Raw genomic sequence first — 18,702 nt, forward strand, 5'->3', positions numbered from 1 at the left:
CCCGCGAAAAAACGGTGGACCCGACTTATGCAACGGTGGGTTCGATCGCTGCACCCGTCGGCCCCACCTCGGGGCCTCGAGGTGAGCCAGCCTGCACGTGCTCCGCGACGTTCCCCGGAGGTACCCGTCCAACCGAGTCACCGTCCGAGGACTTTGAGGACGATTCCGATCACGATCACGATCGCGCCGAGGATCGTCGCCACCGGCGGGATCGGGACGAACAGGAGGCCGACGCCGACGAGGATCACCACGGTCGAGAGGTTGACCATACCGAACGATCGACGAGCCGACAGGTAGTTCCTCGGCCGGCATTCACAGTTCGGCGTCGCGGCTCGAGACCCCTCTCCCTCGAGGCCGCGCCCTACCGCATTCCACAGGTATATCTGTCACTCGGTCGTCGCGAAGAGGTGTTCATGGTAGACGCGACCATCACGCCGATCGACAGGGGGACCATCACGACGGACGTCAACCACATCCTCGAGGGAGCCGTCGTCGGGACGGCCGACGATCCGAATCCGGACGCGGTGATGGGCGACGGGCCGGTCTACAACATCGTCATCGATCACCCGGAGGGAACGATCCTCTGGGATACGGGTTCGCACCCGGAGGCCGACGCCGGCCACTGGCCGGACGACCTGTACGCCGCCTTCGAACACACCGGTCTTCGACCGCTCGAGGACGACCTCGAGAAAGCCGGGTACGCCGTCGACGATATCGACTACGTGATCCAGAGCAACCTCCACCTCGACCACGCCGGCGGGTTGTACGCCTTCGACGGCACGGACGTCCCGATTTTCGTCCACGAGGAGGAACTGAAGTACGCCTACTACAGTACCGTCACCGACGAAGGCTCCACCGCCTACGTCCGCGGGGACTTCGACCACGACCTGCGCTGGGAGGTCGTCCACGGCGAGCGCGAACACCGCTTCGAGGGCCTCGAGTTCCTCCACCTGCCCGGCCACACGCCCGGCCTGCTCGGCGTCCGCCTCGAGTTGGACGACGGCCTGCTGATCATCGCCGGCGATCAAGCGTACGTCCGGGCCAACTACCGCGACGAACATCCGATGGGCGGGGACCTCCTCTGGTCCAAACGGGCGTGGTACGACAGCCTCCGACTGCTGAAAGACGAGGAGCGCCGTCACGACGCCACGGTCATCCGCGGACACGACCCGGAGGACCTCGAGGTCCTCCGGGACGAACTCTAACCGAATCCATCGGTTCAGCGGACGACGGATCGGCCCACTCGCGCTCGTCGACGGCCGACGGCCGCGTGTGCACGCACGACCATCATGGACGTCCGGTGCGTAGTCCGTCTGGACGATGGAGCAGACGAGTTCCGCGGGCGAGTCGGGGGCCTCGGAACCGAGGGGCGGACGGCGCGAGCGGTACGTCGACTGGATTCTGCTTCGCGGGAATCGCGGGCTGATCGGAGCGGGGATCGCGGCGGTCCTGGGAACGTACGTGTCGGCGCTCGTGGTGTCCGATCTCGTACCCCTCGAGAACGTCCAGGCCCTCTTCTACGCGTTCAGCGGTCTGATCACGGGGAATCTCACGCTCATCACGGTCGTCGTCTCGATCAATCAGATCCTCCTCTCGCGGGAACTGAGCACGCCCAGCGAACTCAAGTCCCAGATCGGAAACGTCGTCTCGTTCAGGGGTGACGTCGAGGAGGCCGCGGGCGAGGTCGCGCCCGTCATGCCCCAGGGGTTCCTGCGTCTGCTCGTCGAGGCGACGCGGGAGGGAGCTCAGCGACTCGGCGGCCTCGCGCGGACGGACACCGGTCCGGAGGCCGCGGACGAACTCGACGAGGTGGTGTCGACGCTGACCGAACAGCTCGATCGGGTCGACGGCCTCCTCAAACGATCGGGGACGGGCACGTTCGGCGTCCTCTCGACGTTGCTCGAGACCAACTACGCGGAGCAGTTCAATCGATTGCGACGGATCAAGTCCGAGCACGACGCGGACGTACCGCCCGACGTCGAGGAGGCGATCGACGACCTCCTCGAGCGGTTGGCGAGATCGACGTCGCCAGGCAGTACCTCAAGTCGATCTACCTCCAGCAGGAACTCTCGGCGCTCTCGCGGATCCTCCTGTACACCGGTCTCCCCGCTATCGGGGCGGCGCTCACCGGGTTGCTCCTCGCGACCGTTTCACCCAGTCGGCCGGGGGATATTCCCGCGCTCTCGGTCGTTGCCCCGGCGATGCTCACGATCGGGTTGGTCCCCCTGTCGATCTTCTGTTCGTTCATCCTGAGAACGGCGACGGTGACCAGGCGGACGGCCGCGACGCTCCCGTTTACCTCCCCGGAGCAGGAGCGCGGTTCGGGTGACGACTCGTGACCTTCCCCCGACGAGCGCCGGCGTCGATCGGTTGGCGCTCGCCGCTCGAGCGGCCCAGGTGCGGGCGCAGAATCGATCGTTCACTTTCACTCCGCTGGCCAAACCCTCTTACGCGCGCGGCGCCCAGACGCGGGTGATGAACGGGAGCGAACTGCCGGTGCCCGAGCGAGACCTGCCGTTCGATCCGGACGGCGTCGAGATCGGCGACGAGGCGGTGTTCGACCTGCTCGAGCCCGCGGTGCAGGAGTGGTGGCTCCGCGAGTTCGGCGAGTTCGTTCCCGAGAACGGCGGCTTCTTCACCCCGCCCCAGGAGAGCGCGATTCCGAGGATCTACGAGGGAACCAACACGCTCATTTGCGCGCCCACGGGGTCGGGAAAGACGCTAGCAAGCTTTGCATCAATCATAAATAATTTGTTTAAGAAAAATCGCGAGTCCGAAGACGGCCTCGAGAACGCCGTCTACTGCCTCTACGTCTCCCCCCTGAAGTCGCTGGCTAACGACATTCACCGGAACCTCGAGGTGCCCCTCGAGGGCATCGAGGAGATCGTCGCCGAGCGCGACGGCGACGAGGAGATGGGCGAGATCCGCCACGCGATTCGTCACGGCGACACCTCCTCGAGCGACCGCCAGAAGATGCTCGGGGAGACGCCGCACATTCTGAACACGACGCCGGAGACGCTCGCGATCCTGCTCAACTCCCCGAAGTTCCGCGAGAAACTTCGCAACGTCGAGTACGTCATCGTCGACGAGATCCACTCGCTCGCCGAGGGGAAGCGGGGGACGCACCTCGCGGTGAGCCTCGAGCGCCTCGAGGCGCTGGCCGACGAGGAGATCACCCGGATCGGCTGCTCGGCGACGATCGAACCGCTCGAGGGGGTGGCGGAATTCTTGGTCGGCCGTGAAGCGCCGGATCGCGACCCCCGCGAGTACGAGATCGTCGACGCCCGATTCGCCCGCGAGTTCGACCTGAAACTCGAGTGTCCGACCGACGACCTGATCAATACGCCCCGAGATATCGTCCAGGACCGATTCTACCGGCGACTCCACGAGTTGATCCAGGAGCACACGAACACGCTCGTGTTCACGAACACCCGCTCGGGGGCCGAGCGCGTGCTGCACAACCTGCGCGAGCGCTTCGACGAGTACGACGACGAGAACTCGGGGTGTCACCACGGCAGTCTGTCGAAGGACGTCCGCCACCGGATCGAAGGAAAGCTCAAGGCGGGCGACCTCGACGTCGTCACGTCCTCGACGTCCCTCGAACTCGGGATCGACATGCCCCACGTCGATCTCGTGGTGCAGGTCGGGTCGCCGAAATCCGTCGCGGCGCTGCTCCAGCGCGTCGGGCGGGCCGGCCACCGCGTCGGCCAGACGGTCACCGGGCGCGTGCTCGCCCTCGACCGCGACGAACTCCTCGAGTGCGCCGTGATGCTGAAGAAGGCCGAGGAGGGGTTCGTCGACTCGGTGTCGATCCCCGAGAACGCCCAGGACGTCGCCGCCCAGCACGTCTACGGGATGGCGATCGCCGAGATCCGCCCGGAGCGCGAGGTGAAGGCGATCCTCCGGCGGGCGTACCCCTTCCGGAACTACGACGAAGAGGAGTGGGAGTCCCTGATGCGCTACCTCACCGCCGAGTACGCCGGCCTCGAGGATCGAAACGTCTACGCGAAGGTCTGGCGGGACGAGAACGACCCGCCCGACGGGGAGCACCACCACGAGGAGTTCCCGGTCGGCGAACCGCTGATCGGCAAGCGCGGCCGCCTCGCCCGGGTGATCTACATGACCAACATCGGGACGATCCCCGATTCGTTCACCTGCGACGTCTACACCCGGGCGACCGACGAATGGGTCGGACAGCTGGACGAGGGCTACCTCGACACGCTCGAGAAGGGCGACGTCTTCGTCCTCGGCGGCGACCACTTCGAGTACCGCTACCGTCGGGGCTCGAAGGTGTACGTCGACCGGACGAGCGCCCGTCCCACGGTCCCCTCGTGGTACTCCGAGCGCCTCCCGCTCTCGTACGACCTGGGCCGGGAGATCCTCGCCTTCCAGGAGGCCCTCCTCGAGCACTACGAGGCGGGCGGTCCGCCCCGCGTGCGAGCGTGGCTCCGCGACTTCCCGCTCGACGACGACAGCGTCCGGGCCATCGCCCGCCTCTTCGACTACCAGTGTCGGTACGCCGGCCCCGAGAGCGTGAGCACCCCCGACCTGCTCGCGATCGAGGTCGAGCGCGACCGCGACGAGTACGAGCGCCACTACTACATTCACTCGAGTTACGGGCGCAAGCTGAACGACGGTTTCTCGCGCCTGCTGGCCTACCGGTGCGCCCAGGAGGCGACCACCAACGTCCGGGTCGCCGTCGCCGACAACGGTTTCGTCCTCTCGATGCCCCTGAACCGAAAGGTCGACCTCGAGGGGATCCTCGACGACCTCGATCCCGAGCGGGTTCGGGACGACCTCCGGCGGGCGCTGTCGGGCACCGACCTCCTCCAGCGGTACTTCCGGATCAACGCCACGCGCTCGCTGATGATCCTGAAGCGGTACAAGGGCTACGAGAAGTCCGCCAGCCAGCAGCAGGTCTCGAGCGAGATGCTGCTCGGCTTCGCTGAGGGGCTCGACGACTTCGCGGTGATCGAGGAGACCTACCGCGAAATCCTGGATGACAAACTCAACGTCGCCGAACTCGAGGACCTCGTCGCGCGGATCGACGCGGGCGAGGTCGAGGTGTCGCGACGGCTGCTCGACTGGCCGACGCCGCGGGCGTTCGGCCTCGCGACCCTCTCCGCGAGCGACGTCGTCCTCGCCGAGGACGAGAGCGCGGCCCTGCAGTCGTTCCACGAGCACGTCCTCGAGGAGATCGGGGAGGAGTCGCTGGCCGGGCTGGCCGCCGACGAGTGAGCGACGGCGTCGGCGACGCGGCGAGGTCGACGACCCGTCGGCGTCTGCCACACCGTGAGTCCGGCCGATCGACCGGGAGACGTCGACAGCACCGCGACCCCGTCCGCCCCGCCGACCGGTCGACCGCCGACGCGGTGTCGGAACGGGTGAATACCCCCGGCCATCGCCGCCGGAATCCGTTTGCATCGGTTGCGCGAACTCCCGTCGCGGTTAACAACGGTAGGGTTCACCGGAACGTATTTTTATTCTGAGAAGGGATGTCACGGTACGTCGGCGCGAGAGGGCCGTCACCACTGCTATCAAATCATGACAGATCACGAGACCTGGAGCGACGAACAGCTGACGACCGCCGTAACGGTCGACGGTCACGACCTCGAGGTCGCCTACCACGAGGCCGGACCGAACGACGCGGACGAGCCGCCGGTCGTTTTCGTCCACGGAATCCCGACCTGGTCGTTCCTCTGGCGGGGGGTCGTCCCCGCCGTCGCCGAGGAGCGGCGAACGATCGCCCCCGACATGCTCGGCTACGGCAACTCCGAGATGACCGACGGCTTCGACCGGTCGATCCGGGCGCAGGAACTGATGCTCGAGGACCTCCTCGACGGCCTCGGAATCGAGACGGCGACGCTCGTCGCCCACGATATCGGCGGCGGCGTGGCGCTGCGGTACGCCGCGCACAATCCGAACGCGGTCGAGAAGCTGGTGCTCTCGAACGTCGTCTGTTACGACTCCTGGCCGGTCGAGTTCATCGCCAACCTGGGACTGCCCGAGACCGCCGAGATGGACGACGACGACCTCGAGGAGCAACTCGACGGCGCGTTCGCCGGCGGCGCCTACGGCGAGGCCGACCCCGAGTTCGTCGAGGGGATGAAAGCGCCGTGGCTGACTCCGGAGGGGAAAGTATCGCTCTCCCGGAACGCGGTAGCGACGAACACGAACCACACGACGGAACTCGACTACGGGTCGATCACCGCGGAGACGCTGTTGCTGTGGGCCGAAGACGACGTGATGCAGCCGTACGAGTACGCCGAGCGGCTGGCCGACGACCTTCAGAACGCGGAGCTGTCGCCGCTGTCCGACGCGTACCACTGGGTCGTCGAGGATCGGGCGGAGACGTACGCGGAGCGACTCGTCTCGTTCCTCGAGGGGTGACCGCGTGCGCCGACCGAGACTGCGGCAGCGAGAAGCGCCCACCGAACGACACTGACACCGATTCACCATGGTCGACGAACCACCGAACTGGGATTTCAAGGACCGCGACGTCGCGATCCTGTGCGAACTGGCGAACGATCCGCAACTATCGTCGCGCGAACTGACGAACATCCTCGACGAAGCGTACGGCATCGACGTCTCGCACGTGACGATCAGCGAGTCGATCCGCCGGATGCGGGACGAGGGCGTCTTCCGCGAGGCGATCATCCCGAACGAGGAGTACTACACCTTCGCGCTGTTCGAGTTCAAGTTCAACACCGACCACTACGCGGAGGGGTGGCGGGACGCGATGGAACACATTCGGGACGACAAGCACACGCTGTTTTACTTCCTCTCCGACGGGGAGTACCAGTGGAAGACGGTGATGATGTTCCGGACCCGGGAGGAAGTCTCCCGGTGGATCCACGAGTGCTACAAGGAACACGGCCACGTGATCGCCAACATCCGCAACTCCGTAGTTCACAACGTTCTCAAATTCAGGACCGATCCGCGGATTTACGAGGATCTCCTGAACGACGCCGAGTGACGTCCGTCGGGTACCGACGGGACGTCGTCCACCGACGTCCGACCGGGCGTCGTCCGCCGTTTTCGGCCGATCGACGTCCGTTCACACCGAGGAAGGAATCCGTACCGCTCTCGTCTCCAATATCTCCGATCGTTCCGATCCGTCAGTCCGTCCTGAACAATCGGTACGTCGTCCGCCCGACGGCGGCTTCGCCCGCGTCGCCGACGACGCTCACGTCGGTCACGCCCGTCGTCCGCCCGGCCCGTATGACCTCCGCTTCCGCGCGGAGGTCGCCGAGCGCCGGCCGGAGGTAGGAGACGTTCAGGTCGACCGTCGTGAGCCGCGCCCGGTCGGGATCCTCGAACGTGCTCCGGAGGGCGAAGGCACTCGAGGTGTCGATGAGCGTCGCGACGATGCCGCCGTGGACCGGGTCGTGACCGTCGTTGCCGACCGGATTCTCGAAGTCCTCGTCGCGCTCGATCGAGAGGATCGCCCGCCCGTCCTCGAGGTGCTCGACGCTGACGCCGAGCCACGAGAGGTAGCCGTGGCGTTCGACGAAGTCGCCCCACTCCGGCCAATCCGCCTCCTCGTCCGCGTCGGATCCGCCCGTCGACGTCTCGTCCGAATCCCGTTGCATGGTGATGATCGGTGCCGAATTATTCGCGGTCGCACTTACGCGTTCGTTATTTCCCCTCGAACTCGGGTTCGCGGTCCTCGGCGAACGCCATCGTCCCCTCGAGGACGTCCTCCGTGCTCGTGAGGAGGCCGAAGCCCTGGCTCTCCATGGCGAGGGCGGCGTCGATGCTCGCGTCCTGGCCCTCGTTCATGACCTTCTTGGCGATTTTGAGCGCGATCGGCGGGCCGCCGGCGAGGTCGGAGACGAACTCCTCGGCGGTCTCGTCGAACTCCTCGCGCGGGACGGCGCGGTTGATCAGCCCCCACTCCTCGGCGCGCTCGGCGTCGATGTGCTCGCCGCGGAAGACCAGTTCCTTCGCGCGCGTCTCGCCCAGGATGCGGGTGAGTCGCTGGGTGCCGCCGGCGCCGGGAATGAGACCGAGGTTGATCTCGGGGGCGCCGAAGGACGACCGTTCGGTCGCGATCCGCAGGTCGCAGGCGAGCGCGAGTTCGAGGCCGCCGCCGAGGCAGAAGCCGTCGATCCTGGCGACGACGGGTCGGGGGAACTCGTTGACCGTCTCGAACGCCTGGGAGACGTCCATCAGGTCCGTCGGCTTCGCGCTCGAGAAGCCGGAGACGTCCGCGCCGGCGCTGAACGCGCGGTCGCCCGCGCCCTCGATCGTCGCACAGCGGACCTCGTCGACGTCGACCGTCGAGAAGAGGTCGTCGATCTCGTTCAGCAGGTCCTGCGAGAGCGCGTTCATGCGCGAGGGACGGTCGAGTTCGACGCGCAGCACGCCCTCGTCGAGTTCGACGTTGATATCGTGGTAGGAGTCGAGGTTGCCGTCGTCGCCGTCGTACTCGTAGAATCCCTCGCCGGCATCCTCGCCGGTTTTGCCCTCCTCGACGAGCTCCTCGAGGTACGCGTGGGGCTCGAAGCGCTCGTGGCCGGTCTCCTCGTGCAGCGTCTCGAGCTTCTCGAGGACGGTGTCGAGGCCGAGCTTGTCGCCCCGGCGGCAGATGCCCTCGGGGAAGCCGAGGCCGAGCTGGACGCCGGTGTCGACCTCCTCGGGGGTGGCGACGCCCTCGCCGACGAGGTAGGCCGCGCGGTTGACCATCCGGGACTCGACGCGGAGCCAGTCGAAGTCGCCAGCGTCGTCGGGCTGGTAGTCGGCGCCGTCGCCGTCCTCGTAGTCGTAGTAGCCCGTGCCCGTCTTCTGGCCGAGTTCCTCGGCCTTGACCTTCTCCTCGACGATCGGCGGGATGTCGGTGCCGCCCTCCTTGCGGACGTGGTAGCCGACGTCGATGCCGGTGAGGTCGGCGAGTTCGAACGGACCCATCGGGTAGCCCCGCTCGTGGGACATCGCGGCGTCGGCCTCCCGAATGGTGGCCTCGCCCTCCGAGACCATCCAGGCGGGTTCGTCGCCGAACGGGCCGACGATGGTGTTGACGACGAAGCCGCGGACGTCCTTGCGGACGTAGATCGGCGTCTTGTCGATCGACTCGACCCACTCGTAGCCGGCTTCGGCGACCTCGTCGATCGTCTCCTCGCCGTAGATGACCTCGACGAGGTCCATCTTCACCGGCGGGTTGAAGAAGTGTAGCCCGAGAACCCGTTCGGGCGCGTCGACGACCTCGGCGATCTCCGTGATCGGCAGGCTCGAGGTGTTCGTCGCGAGCAGCGCGTCCTCGTCGCAGTACTCCTCCAGGTCGGCGAAGATGTCGTGTTTCAGCTCGAGGTTCTCCGGCGCGGCCTCGATGACGAGGTCGGCGTCGGCGACTGCCTCCTCGAGGTCCGTCGTCGTCTCGATCCGGTCGAGGATCTCCTCGGCGGACTCGTCGATCAGTTCCTTCTCCTCGAGTTTCTCGAGGCTCCAGCGGATCTGCTCGTAGCCGTCTTCGACGAACTCGTCTTTGATGTCCCGCATGGCGACGTCGTAGCCGGCCATCGCGGTGACTTCCGTGATTCCGTGCCCCATATTCCCCGCGCCGAGGACGGCGACGCGCTCGATGGTTCCGTATGACATGGGTTGAAGGTCGACCGGGTCCGCCTTAACAGCACCGACAATTTCTTTCCAATGTTAAAGAGTTCACTCGGGTGGGCTCAGGTCGTTCGGCCACGCGAACCGGAAGCGAATATCGGAAATCGACGCTCGGTACCCTGCGGTCGCGACGCGGACGGCGATCGTTCGCCGGCGGGGATAACCCCTTTCTCGAATCCCCGTGTCCGTTCTGACATGGAGTTCACCGTCGATACCGACGAACGGTTGACCATCGTCGACGTCACGGATCGGGTGCGTGACGCGATCCCCGACGGGGTCGAATCCGGCCTCTGTACCGCGTTCGTTCGCCACACGACCGCGGGTCTCGTCGTCCAGGAGAACGAGTCGCGACTGCGCGGGGACCTCGAGGCGTTCCTCGACGGCCTCGTTCCGGATACGGGACACGCCCACGATCAACCCGACGGAAACGCGGACTCCCACCTCCGCGCGACCCTGCTCGGGCCATCGGTGACCGTCCCCGTCGAGGACGGCGACCCGGCGCTGGGGACGTGGCAGTCGATCCTGTTCGTCGAGTGCGACGGCCCGCGAACGCGGACGGTGTCGGTCACGACCGTCGGCGACTGAGCGACCGTCGTCGGCGATCGAATCGCGGAGTTGGCGTTAGAGGCGGATCGGCCGATCGGCGCACATCCAGTCGACGCCCCGCTTCTCGAGGAGTTTCGCCGTCGTCCGTCGCCCGATCGTCCACGCCAGAACCTCCAGGTCGACCGCCCTCGCCCGGGCGACGAACGACGTCGGCAGACACCGCGGAACGTTCCCACCGATCACGTCGCAGCCAAGTTCGACCGCCCTCGTCACCGGCGCCTCGAGTCGCCTGCTGGCGAGCACTCCGACCGGCTGGTCGGGGTCGCGGTCGCGAACGGTCCGGATCTCCGACGGGAGAAACGACGTGAGGAGGACCCGCCCGTGACGGTCTCGGTCGACCGTTTCCGCCACCGTCGCGAGGGCGTCGGCAGCGACGCCCGTCTCCTTCAGTTCGACGTGAATCTCGAGCGACGACGGAACGGCCTCGAGCGCCTCTCGGAACGTGGGGATTCGTTCGGTTGTACCCAGCACGGTGCGGGCCCGGAGGTCCTCGAACGGGGTTTCGGCGACGGGACCGGTCCCGTCGGTCGTCCGGTCCAGCGTCTCGTCGTGGACCACGACGAGTTCGCTGCTCCCGCACCGCCGGACGTCGAACTCGACGGCGTCGGCTCCCGACTCGGCGGCGGACTCGAGGGCAGACAGGGTGTTCTCGGGGGCCGTCGACGCGAATCCGCGGTGGGCGACGAGTCGCATGCGGAGGCACCTCTAGCCGACGGTAGCAGCGATCAAGAAGGTGATGTACGATCCGACGACCGATCGAGTCGGACGTCCGACCGGACGCACCGCGACTCGACCATCAGCGTTCGATCGGGGAGGGCTAACAGGAGTAGACCCAGTACCGGTGCCCCCTCGAACACGTGACGGTCTCGTGGTCGCCGAAGGCGGCGACGGTCGACCGGACCGAGATCTCGCTCCCGTCCGGAACCGCGACGCTCGAGGGCTCCCCGCATCGCGGGCACTCCACTTCAGTCTCGACGCTCGTTATTCGCTTCGTCGTCATTACGTTCTCACCGTGTGAGACTATGACGCACGAGGGGATAAGGGATCTCGGCGACTAGCCGATACGTCCGAGTGCGCGGGGTGACGAACGCGGCGAGTCGTTCCTCGGAGACGACGACGTGCGAATCGTCCCCGGGATTCTTCGTTCGGGCCGTCGGACCCGTTCGTATGTCACCGACCGCCGAGTTCGACTTCGACGGAACCGTCGCGTTGATCACGGGAGCGAGCGGCGCGCTCGGGAGCGCGGCCGTCGACCGATTCCGGGACGCGGGCGCGACCGTCTGCGCCGTCGACGTCGTCGCGCCCGACGAGGAGGACAGCCTGCTCGAGCCCGACGCGGACACCCACTTCTACGAGACCGACCTGACCGACGAGGAGGAGGTCGAGGACCTGCTCGAACGGGTAGTCGACGACCACGGACGGCTCGACCACTCGCTCAACATCGCGGGGACGTGGCGCGGGGGCGCCCCCATCGAGAAAACCGACCTCGAGGAGTTCGACTTCCTCGTCGATATCAACCTGAAGACGGCGTTTTTGACCTCGAAACACGCCCTTCCCCACCTCGAGGAGACGGAGGGATCGATCGTGAGCGTGAGCGCGCGCTCGTCGCTCGAGGGCGGTGAGGGCGACGGGCCGTACCGGATCACGAAGGCCGGTATTCGAATCCTGACGGAGACGCTCGCGGAGGAGAACCTGGGGACCGTTCGTGCGAACTGCGTGATGCCGAGCGTGATCGACACGCCGATGAACCGCGAGATGATGCCCGACGCGGATCACGATTCGTGGGTCGATCCGGCCGACATCGCGGACGTGATGGCGTTTCTGTGCAGCGACGCCTCTTCGGTCACGAGCGGCGCGGCCGTGCCGGTCTACGGGGAAGCGTGACCGGCGAAAAGATCGAAATCGGTGCCGTCGATCAGCCGACGATTCCGCTGAGGGCCTCGTAGGCACCGACCGCATTCAGCCCGAGGATCACGATCAGCATAACGACGACGGGAATCCGGAGGGCCCAGATCCAATAGGTACCCCACGCGCCGAGGTTTCGGATCCCCTTGCTCAGTTCCTCGAGGCCGAGATCCGTTTTGATCCAGCCGATGTAGATGGACAGTAACAGCGCACCGAGGATGAGCAGGATGTTGTTCGCGAGTTCGTCGTAGACCGTGAGCCAACTGAGTGAAGCGTCGTAGGCGACCGGAACGCCGACGAGGAAGATCGCGATCCCGAGGCCGACCGTCGCAGGAACGCGGTCGACGCCGTGTTCGTCGATCAGGTAGGAAACGACGACTTCCATGATGCTGATCGCACTCGAGAGCGCCGCGACGGTGACGGTCGCGAAGAAGACGGCCCCGAGGAGTCCCCCGAGGGGGACGTTGGCGAACGCCTGTGAGAGGGCGATGAAGATGAATCCCGGTCCGTCACCGATTGTGCCGATGTCGGCCGCACCGACGTCGCCAGACAGTAGGATCGGGAAGGCGATGAGCCCCATGAAGAACGCGATCATCGTGTCGAGTCCGACGATGATGACCCCGTCTTTCGCGAGGTTGCGATCCTCCCCGAGGTAGGAGGCGTAGGTTATCATCACGCCCATCCCGAGTGATAGGGTGAAAAACGCCTGTCCAGCGGCTGCAGGGAGGATCTCGGTCCAGTCCGCTGTGATTGTTCCCAGATCGGGTGACAGGTAATAGGCGTAAGCTTCGCCGGCGCCGGGGAGCGTTGCCGCGTAGACGGCCAGCCCGACGGAGAGAACGATTATCGCCGGGACCATCAATTTCACCGAGAGTTCGATACCTTGGCGGATGCCGAGCGCGACGACCGCGATGACGGCGGCCATGAAGATGGCGTGGGTCAGGACGGGTGTCACTCCACCCACCGTACTCCCGAATTGCGCTGCACCATCTGCGGCGTAATTGCCCTGCAGCCCGTAGGCCATGTACTGCAAGACCCAGCCAGCGATGACGCTGTAGTACGAAAGGATGACGAACCCGGCGACGACGAACACCCATCCGATGCGCTTCCAGGGCCCTCGACCGATCTGTTTGAGCGCACCCACCGGATTGCGGTCGGTGTACCGGCCGACGGTAAATTCGACCAGCATGATCGGGAACCCGATGACCGCGATCAGAAGCAGGTAGACGACGAGAAACGCCGCCCCGCCGAATTCACCCACCTGATACGGAAACCGCCATACGTTTCCTAACCCCACCGCACTGCCGACCGCGGCGAGGATAAAGCCTGTTCTCGTTGCCCACGTTTCACGTTGTACCATAGCTCGGCTGATATCTAAACAGAAAGCATATATAACTTTTTGTGGTACGTATAGAGTTTGTCAGCTGAACAGTTATTAATCGTGAAGGAGTTGCGGAATCCTTTTCCAGTTGCTCATCGCACATCGGCGTATGAAGCCGATAGGGGTGCTTCGACCGTGACGATGGAAGAGCGAATCGACGAGCTTGAAGCGCTGCGCGAGGAGGCCCGACTCGGCGGCGGCGAGGACAGGATTGAGCGCCAGCACGAGAAGGGCAAGATGACCGCCCGCGAGCGGATCGACTACTTCCTCGACGACGGCACGTTCACCGAGTTCGACCAGCTTCGGACCCACCAGACCAGCCAGTTCGGCATGGAGGAAAAGAAGATCCCCGGCGACGGCGTCGTCACGGGGTACGGCGAGGTGAACGGCCGGACCGTCTTCGTCTTCGCACACGACTTCACGGTGTTCGGCGGCTCGCTCGGCGAGGTTTTCGCCGAGAAGATCTGCAAGGTGATGGACATGGCGATGGAAGTCGGCGCTCCCATCGTTGGACTCAACGACTCCGCGGGCGCGCGCATCCAGGAGGGCGTCAAGTCGCTTGCGGGCTTCACCGAGATCTTCCGGCGTAACCAGGAGGCCAGCGGCGTCGTCCCCCAGATCTCCTCGATCATGGGGCCCTGCGCCGGCGGGGCCGTCTACTCCCCGTCGATCACCGACTTCATCTTCATGGTGAAAGACTCGAGCCACATGTACATCACCGGGCCCGGCGTCACCAAGACCGTCACCGGCGAGGACGTCACCCACGAGGAACTCGGCGGCGCGGTGACCCACGCCAACAAGACCGGCGTCGCCCAGTTCGCCTGCGAGAGCGAGGAGCAGGCCTTAGACGACATCAAGCGGCTCCTCTCGTACCTCCCGCAGAACAACGTCGAGGATCCGCCGCGGGTCGAACCGTGGGACGACCCCGACCGACGGGACGAGGAACTCGAGTCGATCGTCCCCGAGAGCCCCCAGAAGCCCTACGACATGGTGAACGTCATCGACCGCGTCGTCGACGAGGGCTCGTTCTTCGAGGTCGCCGAGAACTTCGCGAAGGAGATCGTCGTCGGCTTCGGCCGCCTCGACGGCCGATCGGTCGGCATCGTCGCCAACCAGCCCCGCGTGAACGCGGGCACCCTCACCGTCGACTCCTCGATGAAGGGCTCGCGGTTCGTCCGCTTTTGCGACTCGTTCAACATCCCGATCGTCACCTTCGTCGACGTCCCCGGCTACATGCCCGGCACCGATCAGGAACACCGGGGGATCATCCGCCACGGCGCGAAACTCCTCTACGCGTACGCGGAGGCGACCGTGCCGCTGCTGACCGTCATCACCCGCAAGGCCTACGGCGGCGCCTACTGCGTCATGGCGTCGAAGAACCTCGGCGCCGACGTCAACTACGCGTGGCCGACCGCAGAGATCGCCGTCATGGGGCCCCAGGGCGCGGTGAACATCCTTTACCGCAATGAACTCGAGGAGGCCGAGAACCCCGACGAACTCCGCGACGAACTCATCGAGGAGTACCGCGAGGAGTTCGCCAACCCGTACACCGCAACGGACAAAGGGTTCCTCGACGACGTCATCCTCCCCACCGAGACCCGTCCGCGCCTCATCGACGACCTCGAGATGCTCGAGACGAAGCGCGAGTCGAACCCGGACAAGAAACACGGCAACATCCCGCTGTAGGACAGGTTCCAATGGCATCACAGGATCAGGCGGACGCGGCCGAGACGGCACAGCCCGCGGCGGACGATCGCTCCGGGGACGAGCGCGAGGGGTCCGACGTGGCGGCGGTCCTCTCGGACGTCGAACTCGACATTCCGGATACCGCCGACGAGGAGGAAGCGGCCGCCATCGCCGCCGCCGTCGGCGCCCACCTGCACGACCACGCGCTGGCCGTCGCCGCGGCGGCCGCGACCGAGGCGGAGACGTGGGACGGCAAGCGGTGGGCGTTCAGCGGTCGTCTGCGGGCCCAACAGCACCGTCACGCTCGCGTCCCGCGCGACGCGCCGACGAACGCGTGGTCGGCCGCGGGACGGACGGATCGCTTCTGAACACCTCGAACGATTTTGGCACCGTTCCGTTAGGACCGCTCTGCGACCAGCGCGATCGCCGTCAACTCCCCGTCGTACCGCTCGAAAAATCGCCGCAGCGATCGTACTCGCGTTCGGGCCAGCGGACGCCTGAGCAGGTTGTATCCGATCCGTACCGCACCGGGGAGCCCCTCGTCCGCCAGCAGCCGTCGCGGTTCGAGGAGCGCCATCGGCTCGACGGCCCGCCACGTCACGGTGAAGCCCGTAGATTCGAGGCGATCGACCCAGCCGGATTCGGTGAGCGGCCGCGGACGGACGTTGGCAACCTGCGCGGCTTCCCGACCGATCGCGGCCGCCGTCTCGTCGTCGACGCCGTCCGTGAGGGCGAGTTCGTGGATCCCGTACCGGCCGCCGGGTCGCAACAGCCGTGCGGCTTCCTCGAGGATCGCCCGTTTCCCGGCGTCGGGTTGCATCGTCAACATCGCCTCCCCGTAGACGACGTCGGCCGACGCTCGAGGAAGGTCGGTATCGGCGGCGTTTCCGACGACGACTTCGGGCCCGAGGCGATCGGGGGCCGCGTCCTCGAGTTCCGTCCGGAGCGCCGCCGCTCGCTCCCGATCCAGTTCGATCCCCGTGTACGAGTTCGGGGTCCGCGCCAGCGCGAGGCGTGCCGTCGATCCCACGCCGGGTGCGAACTCGACGACGTCGTCCCCAGTCTCGATCTCGAGGGTCGCGAGTAACCTGCGCGTCAGTTCTTCGCCGCCGGGCCGGAGCGTTCGCTTTCCGAGCGCGGCGAGCAGTCGGTGAGCCGGCTGGTTCGTGATCGAGGTCGATTTTTCGGTCATCGTCGGTCGAGGCCCGCCGTCGAAGCACGGGCGGCTGGAACGTCGCCGCCTTCGGTGGTTATCGTTCTCCCGAATATGCTCGCCCGGTCCGAAAACCGAATCCGGACGGGCGGCCCGGCCATCACTCTCTCGCACGATAGGTGCGGTGGACGTCGCTCGATAAACGAGTAGCGACCGCCATCGGGTACGTAAACGAGGGTCGAGGATGAAATACGAATAGTGAGGCGGCGAACCGACGTCCTCAGAGGCTCGCACCCACCAGTACGTGCCGGTACGCTGGCGAGCTTACCTTCCGTGGTGGGCTTTTGGCTCGCAACCGAGGGCGGCTCGAGACGCATCGACGCGAGAAGTAACCGCGAACCGCCGGAGCGAACGGTCTCGAGCGCGGAACGGTCCCCGGGAACCGACCCGTTGCGAAAAAGTAAGGTAGGTCCCCCATGACGGTTCTAGCAGGAATGTTCAGGAAGGTTCTCGTCGCCAACCGTGGAGAGATCGCCGTCCGAGTGATGCGTGCGTGCGAGGAGTTGAACGTGGGGACCGTCGCCATTTACTCCGACGCCGACAAGGATTCGGGGCACGTCCGGTACGCCGACGAGGCGTACAACGTGGGGCCGGCGCGGGCCGCCGACTCCTACCTCGACCACGAGGCCGTCATCGAGGCCGCCCGGAAGGCCGACGCCGACGCCATCCACCCCGGCTACGGCTTCCTCGCGGAGAACGCCGAGTTCGCCCGAAAGGTCGAAGCCGAGGACGGCATCACCTGGATCGGCCCCTCGAGCGACGCCATGGAATCGCTCGGCGAGAAGACCAAAGCCCGGACGATCATGAAGGAGGCGGACGTTCCGATCGTCCCCGGGACGACAGAACCCGTCGCCGAACCGGAGGAGGTCGAGGAGTTCGGCGAGAAACACGGCTACCCGATCGCCATCAAGGCCGAAGGAGGCGGCGGCGGTCGCGGCATGAAGGTCGTCTGGGACGAGAGCGAGGTCGAAGACCAACTCGAGAGCGCCAAACGCGAGGGCGAAGCCTACTTCGGCAACCCCTCTGTCTACCTCGAGCGCTACCTCGAGAAACCGCGCCACATCGAGGTACAGATCCTCGCCGACGAGCACGGCAACGTCCGTCACCTCGGCGAGCGCGATTGCTCGCTCCAGCGGCGACACCAGAAGGTCATCGAGGAGGCCCCCTCGCCGGCGCTGTCGGACGAACTGCGCGAGAAGATCGGCGAGTCCGCTCGTCGGGGCGTCGCAGCGGCCGACTACACCAACGCGGGGACCGTCGAGTTCCTCGTCGAGGAGGATCCCGATCGCGAGGGCGTCCTCGGTCCCGACGCGAACTTCTACTTCCTCGAGGTCAACACCCGGATCCAGGTCGAACACTGCGTCACCGAGGAGATCACGGGCCTCGACATCGTCAAGCGCCAGATTCGGATCGCCGCCGGCGAGGAGATCGACTTCGACCAGGACGACGTCGAGTTCGACGGACACGCGATCGAGTTCCGCATCAACGCCGAGAACGCGGCGAACGACTTCGCCCCCGCGACCGGCGGTCGACTCGAGACGTACGATCCGCCGGGCGGGGTCGGCGTCCGACTGGACGACGCGCTTCGCCAGGGTGACGAACTCGTCACGGATTACGACTCGATGATCGCGAAGCTGATCGTCTGGGGCGAGGACCGCGACGAGTGCATCGAGCGCTCGCTCAGGGCGCTTCGCGAGTACCGGATCGACGGGATCGTGACGATCATCCCCTTCCACCGGCTGATGCTCACCGACGAGACGTTCGTCGCCGGCAAACACACGACGAAGTACCTCGACGAGGAGATCGACAGGAGTCGCATCGAGGACGCCCAGGAGCAGTGGGGGCCGGAACCCGACGCGACCGGCGGCGACGGGGAGGACGAGGACGTCGTCGAGCGCGAGTTCACCGTCGAGGTCAACGGGAAGCGCTTCGAGGTCGAACTCGAGGAGCGCGGCGCGCCGGCGATCCCGACCGGCGGCGCGGGCGGTGGCGGTAACTCGTTCGCCCAGCGACCGGAGTCGGTGGGCGGAAGCGCCGACTCCGGGGGCGGGAGCGTCGAGGTCGAAGGCGGCGAGACCGTCGACGCCGAGATGCAGGGCACGATCCTCTCGGTGGAGGTCGACGAAGGGGACGAGGTCGAGTCCGGCGACGTGCTCGTCGTCCTCGAGGCGATGAAGATGGAAAACGACATCTTCGCCGCCCGCGGCGGCACCGTTTCCCAGATCGCCGTCGAGGAGGGCGAAAGCGTCGACATGGGCGACACGCTGGTCGTCCTCGAGTGACCCGCCACGGGAGAATT

Annotated in this window: 17 protein-coding genes; 10 read left to right on the forward strand and 7 right to left on the reverse strand. The window is 66.2% G+C overall.

The window, feature by feature from the left end; genetic code table 11:
- Positions 1-137 precede the first annotated feature (137 nt).
- Complete coding sequence (locus tag RJT68_RS10400) at positions 138-269, reverse strand: transporter (RefSeq protein ID WP_407040290.1); 132 nt, start codon at positions 267-269, stop codon at positions 138-140.
- A 144-nt stretch (positions 270-413) separates the two neighbouring features.
- Here RJT68_RS10400 and RJT68_RS10405 point away from each other — a divergent pair, with 144 nt between their 5' ends.
- The 5 genes from RJT68_RS10405 (at position 414) to RJT68_RS10425 (ending at position 6,976) form a co-directional block, all read left to right on the forward strand.
- Positions 414-1,205 (forward strand): N-acyl homoserine lactonase family protein, encoded by a 792-nt coding sequence (locus tag RJT68_RS10405; protein WP_407040291.1) that lies wholly within the window; start codon positions 414-416, stop codon positions 1,203-1,205.
- A gap of 115 nt (positions 1,206-1,320) precedes the next feature.
- Positions 1,321-2,253, forward strand: coding sequence for a hypothetical protein (locus RJT68_RS10410; protein WP_407040292.1), 933 nt, complete (start codon positions 1,321-1,323; stop codon positions 2,251-2,253).
- Between the two features lie 222 nt (positions 2,254-2,475).
- The gene (locus tag RJT68_RS10415) at positions 2,476-5,238 is read left to right on the forward strand and encodes an ATP-dependent helicase (RefSeq protein WP_407040353.1); all 2,763 of its coding nucleotides are present in this window, start codon (positions 2,476-2,478) and stop codon (positions 5,236-5,238) included.
- A gap of 306 nt (positions 5,239-5,544) precedes the next feature.
- The gene (locus RJT68_RS10420) at positions 5,545-6,390 is read left to right on the forward strand and encodes an alpha/beta fold hydrolase (RefSeq protein WP_407040293.1); all 846 of its coding nucleotides are present in this window, start codon (positions 5,545-5,547) and stop codon (positions 6,388-6,390) included.
- A gap of 67 nt (positions 6,391-6,457) precedes the next feature.
- A complete protein-coding gene (locus RJT68_RS10425; RefSeq protein WP_407040294.1) occupies positions 6,458-6,976 on the forward strand; it encodes a winged helix-turn-helix domain-containing protein in 519 nt (172 codons plus the stop codon).
- Between the two features lie 142 nt (positions 6,977-7,118).
- Here the strand turns inward: RJT68_RS10425 and RJT68_RS10430 are convergent, their stop codons facing one another.
- Both RJT68_RS10430 and RJT68_RS10435 read right to left on the reverse strand, forming a co-directional pair.
- Positions 7,119-7,592 carry a PaaI family thioesterase gene (locus RJT68_RS10430; RefSeq protein ID WP_407040295.1) on the reverse strand — a complete coding sequence of 158 codons (474 nt, stop codon included), beginning with the start codon at positions 7,590-7,592 and terminating at the stop codon, positions 7,119-7,121.
- 46 nt (positions 7,593-7,638) lie between these two features.
- The gene (locus RJT68_RS10435) at positions 7,639-9,597 is read right to left on the reverse strand and encodes a 3-hydroxyacyl-CoA dehydrogenase/enoyl-CoA hydratase family protein (protein ID WP_407040296.1); all 1,959 of its coding nucleotides are present in this window, start codon (positions 9,595-9,597) and stop codon (positions 7,639-7,641) included.
- Positions 9,598-9,807: 210 nt separating this feature from the next.
- On the opposite strand from RJT68_RS10435, the gene RJT68_RS10440 reads away from it, so the two are divergent.
- A complete protein-coding gene (locus RJT68_RS10440) occupies positions 9,808-10,197 on the forward strand; it encodes a secondary thiamine-phosphate synthase enzyme YjbQ (RefSeq protein WP_407040297.1) in 390 nt (129 codons plus the stop codon).
- A gap of 36 nt (positions 10,198-10,233) precedes the next feature.
- Here RJT68_RS10440 and RJT68_RS10445 read toward each other — a convergent pair whose 3' ends face one another.
- Both RJT68_RS10445 and RJT68_RS10450 read right to left on the reverse strand, forming a co-directional pair.
- Complete coding sequence (locus RJT68_RS10445) at positions 10,234-10,911, reverse strand: glycerophosphodiester phosphodiesterase (RefSeq protein ID WP_407040298.1); 678 nt, start codon at positions 10,909-10,911, stop codon at positions 10,234-10,236.
- 124 nt (positions 10,912-11,035) lie between these two features.
- Positions 11,036-11,218: a hypothetical protein gene (locus tag RJT68_RS10450; RefSeq protein WP_407040299.1), complete on the reverse strand. Its 183-nt coding sequence runs from the start codon at positions 11,216-11,218 to the stop codon at positions 11,036-11,038.
- A 167-nt stretch (positions 11,219-11,385) separates the two neighbouring features.
- Here RJT68_RS10450 and RJT68_RS10455 point away from each other — a divergent pair, with 167 nt between their 5' ends.
- Positions 11,386-12,102: an SDR family oxidoreductase gene (locus RJT68_RS10455; RefSeq protein ID WP_407040300.1), complete on the forward strand. Its 717-nt coding sequence runs from the start codon at positions 11,386-11,388 to the stop codon at positions 12,100-12,102.
- Positions 12,103-12,133: 31 nt separating this feature from the next.
- On the opposite strand, the gene RJT68_RS10460 is transcribed toward RJT68_RS10455, so the two are convergent.
- Positions 12,134-13,483 carry a sodium-dependent transporter gene (locus tag RJT68_RS10460; RefSeq protein WP_407040301.1) on the reverse strand — a complete coding sequence of 450 codons (1,350 nt, stop codon included), beginning with the start codon at positions 13,481-13,483 and terminating at the stop codon, positions 12,134-12,136.
- Between the two features lie 162 nt (positions 13,484-13,645).
- On the opposite strand from RJT68_RS10460, the gene RJT68_RS10465 reads away from it, so the two are divergent.
- Together RJT68_RS10465 and RJT68_RS10470 are read left to right on the forward strand one after the other, a co-directional pair.
- Positions 13,646-15,190 carry an acyl-CoA carboxylase subunit beta gene (locus tag RJT68_RS10465; protein ID WP_407036504.1) on the forward strand — a complete coding sequence of 515 codons (1,545 nt, stop codon included), beginning with the start codon at positions 13,646-13,648 and terminating at the stop codon, positions 15,188-15,190.
- Positions 15,191-15,201: 11 nt separating this feature from the next.
- Positions 15,202-15,558: a hypothetical protein gene (locus RJT68_RS10470; protein WP_407036505.1), complete on the forward strand. Its 357-nt coding sequence runs from the start codon at positions 15,202-15,204 to the stop codon at positions 15,556-15,558.
- 29 nt (positions 15,559-15,587) lie between these two features.
- Here RJT68_RS10470 and RJT68_RS10475 read toward each other — a convergent pair whose 3' ends face one another.
- On the reverse strand, positions 15,588-16,382 hold the full coding sequence (locus RJT68_RS10475) for a class I SAM-dependent methyltransferase (RefSeq protein ID WP_407036506.1): 795 nt from the start codon (positions 16,380-16,382) through the stop codon (positions 15,588-15,590).
- Between the two features lie 455 nt (positions 16,383-16,837).
- On the opposite strand from RJT68_RS10475, the gene RJT68_RS10480 reads away from it, so the two are divergent.
- Complete coding sequence (locus RJT68_RS10480; protein ID WP_407040354.1) at positions 16,838-18,685, forward strand: acetyl-CoA carboxylase biotin carboxylase subunit; 1,848 nt, start codon at positions 16,838-16,840, stop codon at positions 18,683-18,685.
- Positions 18,686-18,702 lie beyond the last annotated feature (17 nt).

It is taken from the genome of Halovalidus salilacus (assembly GCF_031852275.1).
Lineage (GTDB): Archaea > Halobacteriota > Halobacteria > Halobacteriales > Natrialbaceae > Halovalidus > Halovalidus salilacus.

Bases quoted from the DNA above. Each gene is read 5' to 3' on its own strand.
- RJT68_RS10415 (WP_407040353.1), top strand. From the start codon at position 2,476: ATGAACGGGAGCGAACTGCCGGTGCCCGAGCGAGACCTGCCGTTCGAT.
- RJT68_RS10440 (WP_407040297.1), top strand. From the start codon at position 9,808: ATGGAGTTCACCGTCGATACCGACGAACGGTTGACCATCGTCGACGTC.
- RJT68_RS10475 (WP_407036506.1), bottom strand. From the start codon at position 16,382: ATGACCGAAAAATCGACCTCGATCACGAACCAGCCGGCTCACCGACTG.
- RJT68_RS10445 (WP_407040298.1), bottom strand. From the start codon at position 10,911: ATGCGACTCGTCGCCCACCGCGGATTCGCGTCGACGGCCCCCGAGAAC.
- RJT68_RS10425 (WP_407040294.1), top strand. From the start codon at position 6,458: ATGGTCGACGAACCACCGAACTGGGATTTCAAGGACCGCGACGTCGCG.
- RJT68_RS10405 (WP_407040291.1), top strand. From the start codon at position 414: ATGGTAGACGCGACCATCACGCCGATCGACAGGGGGACCATCACGACG.
- RJT68_RS10455 (WP_407040300.1), top strand. From the start codon at position 11,386: ATGTCACCGACCGCCGAGTTCGACTTCGACGGAACCGTCGCGTTGATC.
- RJT68_RS10400 (WP_407040290.1), bottom strand. From the start codon at position 269: ATGGTCAACCTCTCGACCGTGGTGATCCTCGTCGGCGTCGGCCTCCTG.
- RJT68_RS10470 (WP_407036505.1), top strand. From the start codon at position 15,202: ATGGCATCACAGGATCAGGCGGACGCGGCCGAGACGGCACAGCCCGCG.
- RJT68_RS10465 (WP_407036504.1), top strand. From the start codon at position 13,646: ATGGAAGAGCGAATCGACGAGCTTGAAGCGCTGCGCGAGGAGGCCCGA.
- RJT68_RS10430 (WP_407040295.1), bottom strand. From the start codon at position 7,592: ATGCAACGGGATTCGGACGAGACGTCGACGGGCGGATCCGACGCGGAC.
- RJT68_RS10410 (WP_407040292.1), top strand. From the start codon at position 1,321: ATGGAGCAGACGAGTTCCGCGGGCGAGTCGGGGGCCTCGGAACCGAGG.
- RJT68_RS10450 (WP_407040299.1), bottom strand. From the start codon at position 11,218: ATGACGACGAAGCGAATAACGAGCGTCGAGACTGAAGTGGAGTGCCCG.
- RJT68_RS10460 (WP_407040301.1), bottom strand. From the start codon at position 13,483: ATGGTACAACGTGAAACGTGGGCAACGAGAACAGGCTTTATCCTCGCC.
- RJT68_RS10480 (WP_407040354.1), top strand. From the start codon at position 16,838: ATGTTCAGGAAGGTTCTCGTCGCCAACCGTGGAGAGATCGCCGTCCGA.
- RJT68_RS10435 (WP_407040296.1), bottom strand. From the start codon at position 9,597: ATGTCATACGGAACCATCGAGCGCGTCGCCGTCCTCGGCGCGGGGAAT.
- RJT68_RS10420 (WP_407040293.1), top strand. From the start codon at position 5,545: ATGACAGATCACGAGACCTGGAGCGACGAACAGCTGACGACCGCCGTA.